This is a genomic window from Lysinibacillus boronitolerans JCM 21713 = 10a = NBRC 103108 (assembly GCF_000772935.1).
Classification (GTDB): domain Bacteria; phylum Bacillota; class Bacilli; order Bacillales_A; family Planococcaceae; genus Lysinibacillus; species Lysinibacillus boronitolerans.
On sequence record NZ_JPVR01000079.1, the window covers coordinates 1 to 17,050 of the forward strand.

Genomic DNA, 17,050 nt, shown 5'->3' on the forward strand with positions numbered 1-17,050 from the left:
CTTAAAACTTTATTGATTACGTTTTGCTTGTTCAGTTTTCAAGGTTCATATGTCGTCTTTTCAGACAACTACTCAAGTGTATCATGCAACCAATCGGTTGTCAACACTTTTTTGGAGCGGGTGATGAGAATCGAACTCACGACATCAGCTTGGAAGGCTGAGGTTTTACCATTAAACTACACCCGCATATATTTTAAATTTGGCGCGCCCGGCAGGAGTCGAACCCACAACCTTCTGATCCGTAGTCAGACGCTCTATCCAATTGAGCTACGGGCGCATATGAAATTGATTGACTTGGTGCGGCCGAGAGGACTTGAACCTCCACGGGGTTGCCCCCACTAGGCCCTCAACCTAGCGCGTCTGCCGTTCCGCCACGACCGCATTCGATTAGTAACTTTCTCATTATACTACGATAATTCAAAAAGTCAACTCTTTTTCTTAAAGAGATGAGCCATGAAGGACTCGAACCTTCGACCCTCTGATTAAAAGTCAGATGCTCTACCAACTGAGCTAATGGCTCGAATTAAGAAATGAATGGCTGGGGTACTAGGATTCGAACCTAGGCATGACGGAATCAAAATCCGTTGCCTTACCGCTTGGCTATACCCCAATAAGTGGCGGTCCCGACCGGGATCGAACCGGCGATCTCCTGCGTGACAGGCAGGCATGTTAACCGCTACACCACGGGACCCAAATATTATTTACATTAAAATTATGAAAAATGACCCCTACGGGATTCGAACCCGTGTTACCGCCGTGAAAGGGCGGTGTCTTAACCACTTGACCAAGGGGCCATGGCTCCGAAGGCAGGACTCGAACCTGCGACAACCTGATTAACAGTCAGGTGCTACTACCAACTGAGCTACTTCGGAATAATGTATGTTCGTTGTTGTCGTTATCTTGTCGACTTTTACTATTATAGGGACAACACAACAAAACGTCAACTATTTTTAAAAGTTTTTTTATTCCACTAATTTTAATTTCCCTAAACACTTACTACAACAATACTTTTCAACATTCATTTTTATTTTCCGTACATATAACTGGTGGCAATTAACACAAGTATATGTATAGCGTCGTCGGTGTTTTTTAACTGTAGCTTTAGGGGAATGTAGAACTGAGCAAAATCGAGGGGCATCTACTTTCCTTAATAATTCTCTAAAATCTTTATCTCGATGCTGATACCCTTTCCCTTCAATATGTAGATGATAATGGCATAATTCGTGTAAAATAATACCTTGAACTTCTTCCAAACCGTATAACTCATAGGCTTTAGGATTAATCTCAATATTATGAGATTGTAAAAGATATCGTCCTCCCGTTGAACGTAATCTTGCATTAAAATAGGCTTGATGAAGAAAAGGTCTCTGAAAGCTTTTCAAAGATAAGCGACGAACAAGCTCTTGTAATTCTTGATTGTCCATAGTAATCACCTCTAACAACAAGAATACCACACTGTGTAGTATAGACAGTGTGGTGAAAATTTAGTACTCAAACTAATGCTTGATTTTTAGGTGGAAGCATCGTTAAAGAGATACGACCTTTCGTTACATCTATTTGTTCAACCCAGACAGTTACAATATCCCCAAGCGCTACAACTTCTAATGGATGCTTAATACGTTTGTTTTGGAGTTTAGAAATATGCACAAGTCCATCTTGCTTCACGCCAATGTCAACAAATGCGCCGAAATCTACTACATTTCTTACAGTACCCTGCAATTCCATACCTACTTTTAAATCTTCCATTTTCAATACATCAGTCTTAAGCAATGGTTGTGGGAATGCATCACGTGGGTCGCGACTAGGTTTCATTAAAGTATCGACGATGTCTTGAATTGTCACAACTCCTACTCCGAGCACATCACTTAACTTTTGGATATTTAGTGCTGCAATAGCTTCCTCTGCCTTCTGTGTCCCTAACTCTTTTTTATCTATTTGAGCCTCTGCTAATATTTGCTCAGCAAGATCATAGCTCTCAGGATGAATACCTGTAGCATCAAACGGATTTTTTGCTTCTGGGACACGTAGGAAACCAATAGCCTGTTCATACGTTTTGGCACCTAACCTTGGAATCTTCTTTAATTGCGCACGTGTAGTAAATTGACCATTTTCCTCTCGCGTCTTCACGATATTCTCTGCAACAGTTTTTGATAAACCAGAAACGTATTGTAAGAGTGATGATGAAGCCGTATTTACATCAACACCAACTTGGTTAACAGCTGTTTCTACTATAAAAGTTAGCGATTCATTTAATTTTTTTTGAGAAACATCATGCTGATATTGACCTACTCCCACCGCTTTTGGTTCAATTTTCACTAACTCTGATAAAGGATCCTGTAAGCGGCGTGCAATGGAGACAGCACTACGTTGTTCAACCTGTAAATCAGGAAATTCTGCACGTGCAATATCAGACGCTGAATAAACAGATGCTCCCGCTTCATTGACAATCACATAAGCTATGTCAGTAGTAAGCTCGTTTAATACATCTGCGATAAATTGTTCTGTTTCTCGAGATGCTGTACCATTCCCAATGGCAATTATACTTATTGGATACTTTGCCAAAATTCCTTTCACAGTAGCTTTCGATTTTGCCACATCTGGTTTAGGTGGATGTGGATAAATAGCTGTAACCTCAAGCATTTTCCCAGTTTCATCTACAACCGCTAGCTTACAACCTGTACGGTAAGCTGGGTCAACCCCTAAAACATACTTCCCTTTCATAGGTGGCTGTAGTAATAAGTTACGTAAATTTTCAGAGAAAATATGAATAGCCTGTGCCTCAGCTTTTTCTGTAAGCTCGTTTCGTAATTCCCTTTCAATTGAAGGCTGAATTAAGCGCTTGTACGAATCCTCGATTGCTAGTTTCACTTCTGCAATAGCAGGAGAGGAACCAGTTGCTGGAATCCATTCTTTCCACATAATCATTAAAACTCGGTCCACCGGTACATGAATAGAAACCTTTAATATCTCTTCTTTTTCCCCTCGATTTATCGCTAAAATACGGTGCGGCACAATGCGATTAACAGGCTCCTCATATTCGTAATACATTTCAAAAACATTTTTTGCATCGATTTCAGAATTTTTCACAGACGTAACAAGGATGCCATCCTTCCATGAATAAGCACGAATTTTTTCACGGATAGAGGCATCGTCCGCAAAACGTTCTGCTAATATATCTCGAGCTCCCATCAGGGCTTCTTCAAGATTAGCAACTTGTTCATTATCTACAAAATCAATTGCTAATTGCTCTAATGCATCATTACTAAATGCTAATAGGAGATCTGCAAGAGGCTCTAAACCTTTCTCTTTTGCAATCGTCGCCTTTGTACGTCGTTTTTGCTTATAAGGTCTATATAAATCCTCAACACGTTGTAAGATTGTTGCAGAAAGAATAGCCTGTTCTAATTCTGGTGTAAGCTTTTCTTGCTCTTGGATTAATCGTATAACTTCTTCTTTTCGTTGTTCAAGTTGCTGTATGTAGTGATAACGATCTTCTACAGCCTTAATTTGCACCTCATCAAGTGATCCTGTAACCTCTTTTCGATAACGCGCAATAAATGGTACCGTATTTCCCTCTTCTAATAATTTGATAACAGCTTCTACTTGCCCTGGTTTGACTGCTACATCTTTTGCAATGAGCTGTAACATTTGCTTTTGCTCCACATCATCACTACCTTTTTCTTTTCATTTTACCATTACACTTTACTAAAAATGCAAAAAAATAGTCTACTCAGACGAATATGAGTAGACTATTTTCATTCATTTTAAAGGTATTCTTCACTAAATACCTCCGAAAGATTAGAGCGAAACACCGCCACTTGCTAGAATAGCCTCTTGTAATTTCTTTATTGCTTTCCTTTGTATCCTAGATACATGCATTTGAGAAATCCCTAATCGTTCTCCAGCTTCTTTTTGACTAAGTTGCTCTAGATATGTAAGCTGAATAATTTGCTTTTCTCTCTCATTCAATACAACCAGTGCATCCGAAACAATCATTCGTTTATTGGTCATTTCATAGCCATCGTCTTCTCTGCCCAAAATATCGAATAACGTGACTGTGCTACCGTCAGAATCTGATTCTATCGAATGGTCCATAGAAAGAGCTTGATAACTACGGCTCATTTCCATAGCTTCTAGTACCTCTTCCTCTGCTACTTCTAATCGTTCAGCAATATCTTTAATGGATGGAGAACGCTGCAATTCAATTGTCAGCGCCTCCACGGTTGATTTAATCCTCGGCCCAAGTTCCTTTATTCGTCTAGGCACATGAACATCCCATGTTTTATCACGTAAAAAACGTTTGATTTCCCCAACAATTGTTGGCACGGCAAATGCTTCAAAACTACGACCAACATTCGGATCAAAACGTCTTATTGCACCTAACAATCCCAGCATCCCTACTTGAACAATATCATCATAATAAGATTTACCATTCGAATATTTACGAGCTATAGATTCAACTAGATATCGATAATGAATCACTAAATTGGTTTGTGCTTCATCATCCTCTGTTGACTGGTACAATTCAATCCACTTTAGTACATCTTCTTTGGATGAAGATTTATGTAGTGATTCTTTCGACATTTTTCTCCACCTGCTCCCTAGTGACATACTTTGTCATGAAGACAGTTACGCCACCATCGTTATTGATCATCACCTCATCCATCAAAGTTTCCATTAAATAAAGTCCCAAACCACCTTCTCTTAGCCCTGCAATGCTTTCTTCAGGATGATACGGCCCAATCTTAGACTTAATCTCTTCAAAATTAAAACTATTGCCGTAATCCGCAATCATCATTTCCATTTTATTGTCGTACAGCGCACAGCCGATGACAATTTCACCCTCTTCTTCTTCTTTATAAGCATGGTGAACAACATTTGTCACAGCCTCACTCGCTGCAATTTTTAAATCTTCAATATCATCATAATTAAAGCCAATCCTACTTGCTAAGCCCGAGACAGTTAATCGAATGACACTGACAAATTGCGGTTTAGCAGGAACTCTAATTTCAATATAGTCAAATTCCTTCATTATCTTAATTCCACCTTTTTATCAGTTTCGATATCCATCAAATCACTAAGACCAGTAATTTCAAATAATCTTTGTAACCTATTCGATAAACCAACGAGCTTTACTTTTCCATTTTCACGTAATGCTCTTTTATAGAAGGCAACAAAAATCCCAAGCCCTGTACTATCCATGTAATTTACCTTTGATAAATCAAGTTCAATTTCTAAACCCTCTGTAATCTTTACAGCTTCTAATTCGTCTCGTAATCCTGAAGCAGTAAATGTATCAATTTCACCCTCAACAAAGCCAAATAATTTATGATCAATTTCTTTAAAATGTATCGTTACGTCCATATAGCACACCTCCACCATATTTGTTAGACTATTTTCTCTTCCCTGTTCAATTAAAACTTAAACCTATTTTTTTAAAATAACTACAGTAAAATCATCAAATAGTTTAAAATTTTGCACTCTCTCTATTTCCTTATAAAGGAGCTGACACAATTGCTGGGCAGATAAATGTCTATTTTCTTTAATTAAAGTTGTGATTATCTCTCGCGCATTTAAGTCTTCTTTCACTCTAAATTCTGTCACACCGTCGGTCATCATAATAATTAAATCATTCTCTTCTAAAACAATTTCATGAAACGTATATTTTGTTTCAGACAATACACCCAGTAGTAGACCTTTAGCCTCTAAAGTAAAGAACTGATCGTCCTTTGCACTATAATGTAAAGCTGGTTCATGGCCCGCCGAAGCATACGAAAAGATGTTTTGCTCTACATCTAAGCAGCCATAAAACATCGAAACAAACATACTGTCATCCACACCTTTTTCTATTACCCTATTTATAACTTCTAAAACATATGACGGATCTTTATATGCATATACCAATGTTTCAAGTCCATATTTCACCATCGACATACATAAAGCAGCAGGAACTCCTTTTCCGACCACATCTGTCACAGCCACACTCAAATATTCTTCACCATCGTGGAAAAAATGTACATAATCGCCGTTCATTTTTCGAATAGGTACTGAAATCATACCTATATCAATATTTTGCATATTCGGCACATAAGTTTTCAATAATGTTTTTTGAATGTTTGTCGCTATTTTCATTTCCATTTCATATTCAGCTTGCTTTTGAAGTAAACTTTGATGCTCTCTATGGGCCATCCCATAATGCACCATTACTTCAATAAGAAAATCATAAGCAGGCTGTGATTCATTCATTTGATTCGGAAATATTTGTTCTACAGCATTTTTATGGATGCTAATAACATCCTCAGGTGAGATATTTTTTTGAATTAACTGACGTGTGAAGTTCTGAGCGATATATAAATTTCTTTCTGTTTGGTTGACCATATAATCTGCTAATATTTTTTTATACTGAGCTTCTAATTGTTTCAGTTTTCTTCACGTCCTAACGCAACCATTTTTCCGCTCTTATTGTTGTTCCTACTCCAATGACAGATTGAATATCTAAACTGTCCATCAATCGTTTAACACCTGGCAAACCTGCACCTAGCCCCCCAGAGGTGGAATAACCATCCTCCATTACTTTACGAACATCTTTAATACCAGGCCCTCGATCTGTTGCAATAACAACTATTTTCTTTTCAGTATCCGCCTCAACCCTTTCAATTTCTATGACACCTATACTTGCATATAAATATATATTACGTGCTAATTCACTAATTGCCGTGGTGATGCGGGCTTGATCAACAGTGCCAAATCCCAGTACTTTTGCTTCATTGCGCCCCAGTTGTCTAGCTGCAACAATATCCCACTCTGTAATAATTTCAACCGAAGACCTATATGTCACTGCTGTCCCTCCATTTCCTGTGGAGCTATACTCTTACACTTTTGTTCGACCTGCTTGCCATAATTAAAAAAAATTTAATCGCCTCTATAATTGGAATATTCTATGTAAATTTTCATATATCTTTTAAGAATTTTTTCAAAAATCTATTTTTATTAAAAATCTTGAATATATCTTAAAGCTTTTTGTAACATTTATCAATTATACGTTGGCTTAATCGCCAGCACTTCTCCTTTCGTAGCAAAATCATTTGCTGCACAAAATCTATAATAGTAAATTCAAATTATGGTAAAGACGTTTCAAGGAAATAAGACAAAAAAAGCATCGAGATATCATAATCTCGATGCTTCTATACACATATGTATATCAAAATTTAACTAGACCTAAACTAATCATCAACGCTCCATCAACTTTTTCCATCACAGCATGATCAAGTTGCGTAATACGATCCGTCAATCTTGACTTGTCAATTGTCCGCACTTGTTCTAGCAAAATAACCGAATCACGTTCAAAACCATACTTTTCAGCATTGATTTCAACGTGTGTCGGTAACTTTGCCTTTTGAATCTGTGCAGTGATAGCTGCGATGATGACAGTCGGGCTAAATCGATTGCCAATATCATTTTGAATAATCAGCACCGGCCTAGTGCCTCCTTGTTCAGAACCTATTACCGGTGATAAGTCTGCAAAAAAAACGTCACCACGTTTTACATTCAAAGTGTCATCCCCCGCTAACGAGACGCTCCACCATATGTTGTGCTTCATACTCTGCATGCAAGCATTCGCTCGCAATCATTAAATTAATATGAGACATTTCAACATATCCTTTAATCATAGCTTCCCGTATTTGATTTGGTTGCTCCTGCATTAAATTTTTGCGCGCCAAAATACGCACAAAAGATTCACCTTCAATTACTTCCTTTGTTTGTAGAAATAGTCTGTCTTGAACAGCAATTGTAGCTTCTCTTAACTTTTTCTCGTACACAGCAAGCACCTCCAACGGAACCATACACTTTTCATTACTTCCCATTCTATCATTGAAAGATATTGTTGAAAAGACATGAAATGACAAAATATCTGACAATTTGAAGTACAAATTGTAAAAATATGTTGGTTGTCGAAGGTATATGCTGAATAATTATTATTGCAATGTGTTTCCAAATATGAGCCATTACTATGTTTTGGAAAAGAAATAAGTTCTCCAGTGCTAATTTATTTACCAATTCTAACTTGGAACATTGCTCATGGCATTACATTGAAATTTGACTAATTCTAATGAAAGACAACTAAAAGTATATTCTAGGAACTCTTGTTGTTATAATGCATGGTATTTCATAATTAATTGTTTCAAGCTTTGTTGCCCATTCATCGATCGTTATTCCATTATTTCCTTGTTGACCAATGAGTGTTACCTTCTCACCTATATCATATGCTTTTGGTAGGGCAACCATACATTGGTCCATACAAATTCGTCCGACAATCGGCATTCTTTGTCCATCAATTAAAACTTCTTGTCCACCTAACTTGCGAATCATGCCATCTGCATAGCCAATTGGAATCGTTCCAACCCACATATCTGATGGAGCAACATACGTGGCTCCATAGCCAACTGAATCACCTGCTTTTATTTGCTTCACATGCACAAGTTCACTTTCAAGTGAGAAGGCTGGTAATAAAGGAAAAGGTAAGATACTTTTCACGTATGGAGAAGGTGATAATCCATACATAGAAATTCCATATCTAACAGCATCATATTGTAAATGTGGATCTTTTACTAATGAGGCTGCTGTATTAGATGCATGAACAAGTCGCGGCTTATTAGGTATTACAGCTAAACATTTCTCAAAAAATTGTACCTGTTGATCAAAATGTAGTGTATCCTCTTCATCAGCTGTCGCGAAATGTGTAAATATTCCATCCAGCTCAACGTTTTCTGTAGACTGTATTGTTTGGTACAGCTCTAATAATTCCTGCACTGAGCGAATACCTATTCTACCCATTCCGCTATCTATTTTTATATGAAGTCGTAAAGGACGTGCTTCATCCACTAAAAGAGAAGCAGCTTGCTGAACCCAATCATCGGCAAACGCCGTAAGTATAATACGTTGCTGCGCTGCATAGGGAGCAAATGAAACTGGAGATGCACCTAATATTAATATGTCTGGTTCTTCAAAATGTGCTCGAATATGTAATGCCTCATCGGGCGTTGCCACTGCCAGTACTGTGGCACCAGCTTCAAGAGCTGCCCGTGCAACGGCTACATCTCCATGACCATACGCATTTGCTTTTACTACAGCGATAATTTGAACATTAGGTCGTAAAAATTCTTTTAAATTTTTTACATTTTGTTGAATTGCTTGTAAGTCTATTATTGCTTTGGTTGGACGAAAAAACTGCTGTGTTTTCATAAGGATACCCTCTTTATTTTTAATTAAAACATTATGTAGGACATACATGTATGCTTAGTATGTCGATTTAGCTTGTACACACAAAGTTTTAGCTTTCATATGAGCCTATACTTTATCGGTTCATTTCAATTATCAATAAGCTACAGCCTCCGTATTCCAGAAGGCTGTAGCCAGAAAAGTTACTTCATACTACTTATCGTCATAGATGTAGCAACTTCAATCATTTCTTCTCGCGTTAATTTACTTGATGCTACAAAGAATTCAACACCATCTTTTTCCCAACTAATTGATGTATCTGTAATAGCACCAATCGTAAAGCCTAAATCAACTGGATCACCAGGTGAAGATACCGGTAACATTGAATTTTCTTTCATTACTGGTTGCTGCATAACAGTAAATGCCTTTTCACCTTCGAATGTTAAGATAACTCGTTCCATTCCACTTTCCTGCACAACTTTTTCATTCGCTAATTGTGCCCAATTTACGACAGGATAATGTGTTTGGAATTCTTGATATTCTACCTCTGCACCAACTGCTTCCTTATCCTCATTATCTTCTTGCCCATCTTTGTCGGCAGGTGTAGCTTGTTCACCTTTCGTGTTATCTTTATCAGTGAATTGCTCAACAGCATACTCTTTTGCAGCATGTTGTACACCTAGTTTAATTTTCTTAAATGTGATTTTGATTTGCTCTTCTTTCACATCATTCATAATAACTACTGAAGTTGGCAATAAAGTTTTCTTATCTACTGTTATAACCTGATGTGGCATACTGTTCTTATAGCTATTTCTAGTAGCCGCTTCAAATATATATGCTTTTTCTTCTTCTTTCATGACAAGATTTTTATCTTCCGCTAAATCTTCTGCTAGCGCTCCAATTAAGTAGGCTTGACTATTTTTCTTTGGCCAATCACTTTGGAATTTATACATTTTGTTTAATGTCGGTGTTACAACAAAAACACCATCAGCATTACGTACAATCATTTGAGAAACATCTTTCCCACTTTCAACTACTTCTACTCGATAGAAATCAGGTTTTGTGTGCCATACTGTTACATCATAATTTCTTGGTTCCCCACCCGATTTTATTTCCATCGATGCATTTAATTCATAACCATTCGTCTCTGCCCATTTACCATTCACTTTCTTCAACACTTTTTCCTGTGAGGCTGCACCACATGCCGACAGAAGTAATATCGTACAAAGTAAGACGAGCCATTTAACTATACGGTTGCCCACGCTTTCACCCTTTCTTCTTTCAAATCCACTACGACAATATATGAACCGTATTTGTCAGTTATGTCATTTGAAGAAAGGGCAATATATTTAAATTTACGTGCAACCCTTTTAGACAAGTTAAGTACTATTCTAATAAGATTACTTGTGCAGCTGCATAGTGCTTAGAATGCGTAATACTAACAAATCCATTGACAAGTTCATCCTTAAAATATAAAACAGGCTTGCCGGCCTCTCCTTTTAATACTTCCATATCATGAAGCTTACATTGTTCTCCAAGCCCTGTTCCCAAAGCTTTCGAAAATGCTTCTTTAGCAGCAAATCGCCCAGCTAAAAATTCTATCTTACGAGTTTCAGAATAACCATCAAATATTTTTTTTTCATTTATCGTTAAAATGCGGTCTTTAAATTTATCTGTTCGTTTCAGAGCCTTTGCAATACGATCAATCTCTACAATATCGAGGCCAATTCCCTTAATCATGTGAACCTTCTCCTTTACCTATTTCCAACAAGGCATGTATAATAATTGTAAATTGAGGTGGAGCCATGTTTAGTAGAACGGAAAATTTTAAGCAATATACAAAGTATTACCCTATTGTTTCAACTTTAATAGCAATAAATCTTACTCTTTATGTATTATCTCTCATACCCGGCATAGGAACACTTTTGTGGAATTACGGAATCCAAGCAAATTTCCTGATTCAAAGTGGTGAATGGTGGCGTGTTTTCTCTGCTATGTTTTTACATGCAGGGTTTATGCATGTGTTTTTTAATATGTTTTCCTTGTATCTCTTTGGACCAGAGCTAGAAAAAATCGCAGGGAAAGCACGTTTCATTACAATTTATTTAGTATCAGGTATTGTAGGCAACATGGCAACCTATATATTCTATGATAGTAGTTATGCGAGTCTTGGTGCAAGTGGGGCTATTTTTGGAATTTTTGGTGCATTTGGGGCATTAGTTTACTATACTCGTCGTACAATGCCAATGCTTCGTAAGCTCATTTTACCAATCATCGTCATCAGTGTCATTATGACCTTTCTCCAACCAAACGTGAATGTCTTTGCTCATTTAGGCGGTTTGGTAACCGGATTTATCCTTGGACTTGTTTATTTACATCCAAAAAGAATTTTAAGTTGGCGCAAACAAAAGATGGCTGGTAGACCATAAAATTAAAAGAGGAGCTGCTCACCTATAGAGCAGCTCCTTTTTCCTTACAATGACATCCGTTATAAAACTACTGTAGCTTCATTTGACATCTTTATTTTTTTCCATTCAGCTGCTGTTAAACCATATACAACCTGATCTACGTGGTGATCATATAGCCACTCAGCATCCCTTAAACGCCCTTCTTCATGGAAGCCCAATACTTTTGGAATTGTACGACTACGAATATTACCTACTGCTACACGCACTTCGATGCGATTCAACTTTAAATAATTAAAGGCATAATCAATCAATGCTTTCATTGAATTCGTGACGAGCCCCTTGCCTACAAATTCATTCCCTAGCCAGTAGCCAATACTTGTCCATTTATGCTGCCAGTTGATTTGATGATAACCAATAACACCAGCAAGCTTTCCATCATAGTAAATCCCTGCTTGTATGCCATTGTGATCAGCATATTGTTGCATAGCATTTTTTATGAATTGCTCCGTATCCTTTACTGTTTTAACTTCATCTACAAAGGGCAACCATTCACGTAATGTATCCCTTGAACGGTCAGTTAAAGCGAATAACTCATCTACATCACTTAAATCCAAAAGCTTTAAATAAGCGCTTTCATTAATGTCATATTTAAACAATGTCTCCACCCCTTTTGTTCTTTTTACTTTATTATAAACAGCATCCCTATTTATTTATAGTTAAAAAAGCTAATCCTTCCATAAAATTGAAAGGATTAGCTTTTAGTGCATTAATGTTCATACCATGTTAAGATCTTCTCGGCATCCTTTTGCTCTAGGCTAGATACACTTCCCGTTGTACCAGTTGCTCCTGACATGACGGTTGCTTTTACAGACATAACATTCTTTCTTTTTTGAAAGTACGATTGTGTACTTTCAATAGATTGAATTCGCTTTTTCTCCATAATCAATGTAATTCGACTAAATACTCGATACTGCATAGCCAGTTGCTTGCCATCTATTTGATAACCTGCTGTTTTATGCTGCCAGATACCAAGCAAAATTGTTAATGGGATTAACAGCAACGACAATAGCCCGTATGGATAAAAGAAATAACAAGAGGCACCGATAATCGGAACTAGCCAGAAAAAATCAATGCGATAAAAAAATGGCCTTGCCCTTTTTGGTGAACGAATTAATGTAGGATGCCAATTCATATCTGGGAAAAGCTGTTCTAATGTTTGCATACAATCCAGCTTCTTAATAAGTGGAAATAGCGTAATTTTTTTATCATTTCCATTTTCACCATTACCTCCAGCACTTTCAACAACCACTGTAGCAAAGCCCGTTAACTGACGTAAGGGATTTTCCACAATACGAATTGCCTGAATTCGATTCAACGGCAAAGTAATACGCTTCTTTTCTAACAGTCCCTTTGTGATAATCAATTTTTCTTCTTCAATCCGGACCGTATAATCATAATAATTAATTAGCGTGATGACCACCGATACAATCCAAGCTACAATTAAAACCACCATCACCGTTAGTGCCACTAAAAATGCGCCGATTTTCACAAAATCAGCTAACTCATGAAATACTGTTTCATAAGGAATAATATCGGAAAATTGTGAGGCAACAGCTGCAAGACCTGATAGCACGACACCAATCCCACCAGATGTAGTTGCTAATACCAGCAAATCTCGCATAGACATATGATAAATCATCGGAGTTGCTACAGCTTCCTCTTCTACCTGCGCTTGTACTTGTTGTTGAACCGCTTCGTTTTTAGCATGACGCATTTCTAATTCAATAACATCTGCTGCTGCTTTGCGAATGGCTGTCAGCTCAACCTCAGGTTTTCCTCCCTTACTACCAGCAGTCTCCACCTGAACTTTCACTAAACCAAAAATACGATGAAAAACACCTTCATTGTAATTTAAACTTTGAATACGTTCAAAAGGAATATAACGCTTCTTTTTAACAAATAATCCATATGTTACACGCAATTCCCCATCTTCAAACCAGTAAACAAATGTCCGCCATTTTATGATTCCTCCCACGAGTGCAAGTAGTGAGGCAACTCCCCATACACCAAAAAGTAAAATGGTTTCAAAAAAATGCTCACTACGAAAATTCAAAGAAAAATTAAAGCCGTTACTTATGATAATAATGACAATTGGTAATATCATACTTTTCAATGCTTTTACACTTGTTATAATTGCAGACACTGGGTGTAAACGATTAATTTCCTTAGACATCATCTTCAGCCACCCTTGCTAAATCAGAAATACGCGCACGCAGTACGTCTGCTTCGTCCATAACAAGTGCAGGAATCGTATGTACAGTTGCAGCTGTTGAAATAGAAATATTACCTAAGTCATATTTTTTTAATATCGGCCCTTGTGTCGTATCAACATGTTGCACACGTACCATTGGAATTAATGTGCGTTTCACCACAAATAAACCATGTTGTACTTCGATTTCATGCTCACGCACCTCATAACGCCATCTTTCCCATCTTATCTTCGGGAAGATAAAAACAGATAATATCGCACTTAAAAATACAATTGCACCCGCTATGAAGTAAATAAATGTCGGCCATTCAAAATAATAAGTACCGTAACTTACCAGTCCTGCTACAACTAACAGCACCAAAGTTTGTATAACTCCATATAAACGCCACACAGTTAACCCTTTTCGGGAAATTTGATGAATAGGTTGTGCTCTCATTGTCGTTCCCCCCCTCTTTCTTCATTACATGTATACGGATTCATTCACCTTTTTGTTTCAACTATAACCGAAAAAAAACCTTACAGCCACCATGGCTGTAAGGTTTACAATAAAAATTAAGTGTATTTCGGTTAAAATTACCCTTCGTGTCGTCTTGGAGAGCGTGAACGACCTTGTCCACCTTCACGACGTCCGCCTTCACGGCGTCCACCCTCGCGACGGCTACTGCTACTGCGGCGTTCTCCACTGCGAGCATTGTCACGGCGTCCGCCGCCAAAGCTACGGTTACCACGGCCACGATCACCGCCACCACGGTTATTGCTTGAACGTTCACGACGCATTGGTAATGGACGTTCTTCCGTGATTGTTACTGGTGTATCGTCTGGCTCTCTCGTTAATGAACGTAGAGCAGCTGCTACAACATCGACTGCGTCATGATTCTCTAGTAATTCTGCTGCAAGTGTGCGGTAATCACCTAAATTATTATTAGCAATGAGACCCTCAAGTGTTTCTACAGCTAAACGTTGTTGACCTTCTAATGCTTCATCCGTTGTTGGTGGACGAAGAGGTGTCATACGTTTTTTCGTAGTTTCTTCTACAATTCGTAAGTAACCCATTTCACGTGGTGTTACAAATGTTACGGCAAGACCTGATTTACCCGCACGACCTGTACGTCCAATACGGTGAACATAAGATTCAGGATCTTGAGGAATATCAAAGTTATAAACGTGTGTCACACCAGAAATATCAAGTCCACGAGCGGCTACATCTGTCGCAACAAGGATATCGATTTTATTTTCTTTAAACTGACGTAACACTGAGATACGCTTCGCTTGGCTTAAATCACCATGAATACCTTCAGCTAAATAGCCACGAATAGATAGGGCCTGTGCAAGCTCATCTACACGACGTTTTGTACGACCAAAAATAATAGCTAGCTCTGGTTGGTGAACGTTTAATAAACGAGATAAAACATCGAATTTTTCACGTTCAGCAGACTTAACAAAATATTGATCAATATTATCAACTGTTAGCTCTTTTGCTTTAATTTTCACGATTTCTGGATCACGCATAAATGTTTCAGCAATTTTACGGATTGCTGGTGGCATTGTTGCTGAGAACAGTAATGTTTGGCGCTCAGAAGGTACGTTTTCTAAGATTGAATTAATATCATCGATAAAGCCCATGTTTAACATTTCATCTGCTTCATCCAATACTAATGTTTGAACATCTTCTAATTTTAACGTACGACGATTAATATGATCAATAATACGACCTGGCGTACCAACGATAATTTGAGGTCTATTTTTCAGTGCACGAATTTGACGGCCAATTTCTTGACCACCGTATACTGATAATAATTTTACGCGTTTGTCATAGCCAATTTTATATAGCTCTTCTGAAACTTGAATTGCTAACTCACGAGTTGGAGCAATGACTAATGCTTGAATATTAGGGTTTTTTGGATCGATTTTTTCAATTAGTGGAATCCCGAAAGCGGCAGTTTTACCAGTACCTGTTTGTGCTTGACCTAAAACATCGCGGCCTTCAATCGCAAAACGAATAGTACCTTCTTGGATTGGTGTTGCTTCTTCAAATCCCATACGCTTTACTGAACGTAGTGTAGATTCGCTAATATTTAATTCTGAAAAATTTGTCAAACTTCTCAATCTCCTTTTTTTCCTTTTAAGTTGACAAATGGTTACATTTTCAGATGAAGTTGTCGGCAAATTCGAGCCTGTGTAGTGGAACGTTTCCGTTACTTAAAAATTTTCTCTACATGATAGTCCATATAGAGCTCTCTTATATGAAAAGGAAAGCCCGGTCTTTACCGAGCGGTTCGATTCTGTCGTAATTTTTCACTTTAGAATAAAACCGTTGTGTTCAAAAAAAAGTACTCTTCAACCAAATATGAAGAGTCTTCGCACAAAATGTATCCATTGCTTACACTAGTCTAACATGGCTTTAAATCCTATGCAACGATAACGCATGAGTCGTAATAATCTGACTACTTTATTTGTCCTTCAAAAACATTAAAACTTGTGGAAACCATTCAGAGCAATCTTCCTCAAAACATATATGATGCTTGCCGTTATCAGAAAAATACAAATTTTTATCTTCAGAGGCTAACTCATCAAAAAGAAATTGAGCCGTATGATAAGGCACTATCCCATCTAACTTACCCTGCACAATAAATACAGGAATTTGAATATGTCGATAATATGGCGCCACCATTCTTACCAGCTTCATAAATTCTACTGTTGAGGCTAGTGGCACATTGTTAAACTTATGATGGTATCGTAGAAAGAGTTCATTATTAGTCAAATTATGGTGATAGGCTTCAGTAGCTAACATTTTAAAATCTTTGACTAGTTGCTTAGGGCTCACATATTTTGCAGCAGCACTTAGTAATACAAGCTTTTTCACTTTATAACGTTTAGCTAAATAGAGCGCTATAATTCCTCCCATTGAAAAGCCAACAACGATTACCTCGTCAACTTTTTTGGCCAATGTTCGGAAGGCTAATTCGGCATCCATCAACCAGTGCTTCGCCTTAAAACCACTCATATGTAATTCTTCCCCATGCCCAGATAATGTTGGCTCTTCAATTATCCAATTTGTATGTGAACGTAAGTAAGTTGTGAATGGCTCCACCTCGTATGGTCCACCTGAAAATCCATGAATACATAGTACACCTACTGACAACGTTCTCACCTC

At 37.7% G+C, this 17,050-nt stretch carries 18 protein-coding genes and 8 tRNA genes; 1 reads left to right on the plus strand and 25 read right to left on the minus strand.

Annotated features, from left to right (window positions below; genetic code table 11):
* Positions 1-112: 112 nt before the first annotated feature.
* The 20 genes from CD31_RS16875 to acpS form a co-directional block, all read right to left on the minus strand.
* Positions 113-186, minus strand: a tRNA-Gly gene (locus CD31_RS16875).
* A gap of 14 nt (positions 187-200) precedes the next feature.
* Positions 201-277: transfer RNA gene (locus CD31_RS16880), tRNA-Arg, on the minus strand.
* Positions 278-295: 18 nt separating this feature from the next.
* A tRNA-Leu gene (locus CD31_RS16885) sits at positions 296-381 on the minus strand.
* 66 nt (positions 382-447) lie between these two features.
* Positions 448-520 (minus strand) — tRNA-Lys (locus CD31_RS16890).
* Between the two features lie 15 nt (positions 521-535).
* Positions 536-610 (minus strand) — tRNA-Gln (locus tag CD31_RS16895).
* Between the two features lie 5 nt (positions 611-615).
* A tRNA-Asp gene (locus tag CD31_RS16900) sits at positions 616-691 on the minus strand.
* 31 nt (positions 692-722) lie between these two features.
* Positions 723-794: transfer RNA gene (locus CD31_RS16905), tRNA-Glu, on the minus strand.
* 1 nt (position 795) lies between these two features.
* Positions 796-872: transfer RNA gene (locus CD31_RS16910), tRNA-Asn, on the minus strand.
* 90 nt (positions 873-962) lie between these two features.
* Positions 963-1,424: a SprT family protein gene (locus tag CD31_RS16915; protein ID WP_016993410.1), complete on the minus strand. Its 462-nt coding sequence runs from the start codon at positions 1,422-1,424 to the stop codon at positions 963-965.
* A 67-nt stretch (positions 1,425-1,491) separates the two neighbouring features.
* On the minus strand, positions 1,492-3,663 hold the full coding sequence (locus CD31_RS16920) for a Tex family protein (RefSeq protein WP_036079380.1): 2,172 nt from the start codon (positions 3,661-3,663) through the stop codon (positions 1,492-1,494).
* 135 nt (positions 3,664-3,798) lie between these two features.
* On the minus strand, positions 3,799-4,584 hold the full coding sequence (gene sigB, locus CD31_RS16925) for an RNA polymerase sigma factor SigB (protein WP_016993412.1): 786 nt from the start codon (positions 4,582-4,584) through the stop codon (positions 3,799-3,801).
* Positions 4,562-5,032: an anti-sigma B factor RsbW gene (gene rsbW / locus CD31_RS16930; RefSeq protein ID WP_036079382.1), complete on the minus strand. Its 471-nt coding sequence runs from the start codon at positions 5,030-5,032 to the stop codon at positions 4,562-4,564. Before rsbW ends, sigB begins: the two co-directional genes overlap by 23 nt.
* On the minus strand, positions 5,032-5,364 hold the full coding sequence (locus CD31_RS16935; protein WP_016993414.1) for an STAS domain-containing protein: 333 nt from the start codon (positions 5,362-5,364) through the stop codon (positions 5,032-5,034). The genes rsbW and CD31_RS16935 overlap by 1 nt, the downstream gene beginning before the upstream one ends.
* A 63-nt stretch (positions 5,365-5,427) precedes the next feature.
* Positions 5,428-6,378: a PP2C family protein-serine/threonine phosphatase gene (locus tag CD31_RS16940; RefSeq protein ID WP_052125399.1), complete on the minus strand. Its 951-nt coding sequence runs from the start codon at positions 6,376-6,378 to the stop codon at positions 5,428-5,430.
* A gap of 58 nt (positions 6,379-6,436) precedes the next feature.
* Positions 6,437-6,838 (minus strand): anti-sigma regulatory factor, encoded by a 402-nt coding sequence (locus tag CD31_RS16945; RefSeq protein ID WP_016993415.1) that lies wholly within the window; start codon positions 6,836-6,838, stop codon positions 6,437-6,439.
* Between the two features lie 363 nt (positions 6,839-7,201).
* Positions 7,202-7,552 carry a type II toxin-antitoxin system PemK/MazF family toxin gene (locus CD31_RS16950; RefSeq protein WP_004232054.1) on the minus strand — a complete coding sequence of 117 codons (351 nt, stop codon included), beginning with the start codon at positions 7,550-7,552 and terminating at the stop codon, positions 7,202-7,204.
* 4 nt (positions 7,553-7,556) lie between these two features.
* A complete protein-coding gene (locus CD31_RS16955; RefSeq protein WP_004232053.1) occupies positions 7,557-7,820 on the minus strand; it encodes a hypothetical protein in 264 nt (87 codons plus the stop codon).
* Positions 7,821-8,121: 301 nt separating this feature from the next.
* A complete protein-coding gene (gene alr, locus CD31_RS16960; RefSeq protein WP_036079385.1) occupies positions 8,122-9,243 on the minus strand; it encodes an alanine racemase in 1,122 nt (373 codons plus the stop codon).
* Positions 9,244-9,422: 179 nt separating this feature from the next.
* Complete coding sequence (locus CD31_RS16965) at positions 9,423-10,481, minus strand: LolA family protein (RefSeq protein WP_016995331.1); 1,059 nt, start codon at positions 10,479-10,481, stop codon at positions 9,423-9,425.
* A gap of 124 nt (positions 10,482-10,605) precedes the next feature.
* Positions 10,606-10,959 carry a holo-ACP synthase gene (acpS, locus tag CD31_RS16970; protein ID WP_036079388.1) on the minus strand — a complete coding sequence of 118 codons (354 nt, stop codon included), beginning with the start codon at positions 10,957-10,959 and terminating at the stop codon, positions 10,606-10,608.
* Between the two features lie 65 nt (positions 10,960-11,024).
* Between acpS and CD31_RS16975 the strand changes: the two genes are divergently transcribed.
* Positions 11,025-11,648 (plus strand): rhomboid family intramembrane serine protease, encoded by a 624-nt coding sequence (locus CD31_RS16975; RefSeq protein ID WP_036079389.1) that lies wholly within the window; start codon positions 11,025-11,027, stop codon positions 11,646-11,648.
* Between the two features lie 59 nt (positions 11,649-11,707).
* Here CD31_RS16975 and CD31_RS16980 read toward each other — a convergent pair whose 3' ends face one another.
* The 5 genes from CD31_RS16980 to CD31_RS17000 all read right to left on the minus strand — a co-directional run bounded on the left by CD31_RS16980 (position 11,708) and on the right by CD31_RS17000 (position 17,038).
* Positions 11,708-12,283 (minus strand): GNAT family N-acetyltransferase, encoded by a 576-nt coding sequence (locus CD31_RS16980; protein WP_036079390.1) that lies wholly within the window; start codon positions 12,281-12,283, stop codon positions 11,708-11,710.
* Positions 12,284-12,393: 110 nt separating this feature from the next.
* Positions 12,394-13,860, minus strand: coding sequence for a PH domain-containing protein (locus CD31_RS16985; RefSeq protein WP_036079391.1), 1,467 nt, complete (start codon positions 13,858-13,860; stop codon positions 12,394-12,396).
* Complete coding sequence (locus tag CD31_RS16990; protein ID WP_036079393.1) at positions 13,853-14,332, minus strand: PH domain-containing protein; 480 nt, start codon at positions 14,330-14,332, stop codon at positions 13,853-13,855. The genes CD31_RS16985 and CD31_RS16990 overlap by 8 nt, the downstream gene beginning before the upstream one ends.
* 137 nt (positions 14,333-14,469) lie before the next feature.
* Entirely contained in the window at positions 14,470-15,993 is a 1,524-nt protein-coding gene (gene cshA, locus CD31_RS16995) for a degradosome RNA helicase CshA (protein WP_036079395.1), read from the minus strand.
* Between the two features lie 352 nt (positions 15,994-16,345).
* Entirely contained in the window at positions 16,346-17,038 is a 693-nt protein-coding gene (locus tag CD31_RS17000) for an alpha/beta hydrolase (RefSeq protein WP_036079397.1), read from the minus strand.
* Positions 17,039-17,050: the final 12 nt, after the last annotated feature.

Coding starts and splice junctions, on each gene's coding strand:
- acpS (WP_036079388.1), bottom strand. CDS start 10,959: ATGATTAAGGGAATTGGCCTCGATATTGTAGAGATTGATCGTATTGCA.
- CD31_RS16975 (WP_036079389.1), top strand. CDS start 11,025: ATGTTTAGTAGAACGGAAAATTTTAAGCAATATACAAAGTATTACCCT.
- rsbW (WP_036079382.1), bottom strand. CDS start 5,032: ATGAAGGAATTTGACTATATTGAAATTAGAGTTCCTGCTAAACCGCAA.
- CD31_RS16915 (WP_016993410.1), bottom strand. CDS start 1,424: ATGGACAATCAAGAATTACAAGAGCTTGTTCGTCGCTTATCTTTGAAA.
- CD31_RS16985 (WP_036079391.1), bottom strand. CDS start 13,860: ATGTCTAAGGAAATTAATCGTTTACACCCAGTGTCTGCAATTATAACA.
- sigB (WP_016993412.1), bottom strand. CDS start 4,584: ATGTCGAAAGAATCACTACATAAATCTTCATCCAAAGAAGATGTACTA.
- alr (WP_036079385.1), bottom strand. CDS start 9,243: ATGAAAACACAGCAGTTTTTTCGTCCAACCAAAGCAATAATAGACTTA.
- CD31_RS16935 (WP_016993414.1), bottom strand. CDS start 5,364: ATGGACGTAACGATACATTTTAAAGAAATTGATCATAAATTATTTGGC.
- CD31_RS16990 (WP_036079393.1), bottom strand. CDS start 14,332: ATGAGAGCACAACCTATTCATCAAATTTCCCGAAAAGGGTTAACTGTG.
- CD31_RS16940 (WP_052125399.1), bottom strand. CDS start 6,378: ATGGTCAACCAAACAGAAAGAAATTTATATATCGCTCAGAACTTCACA.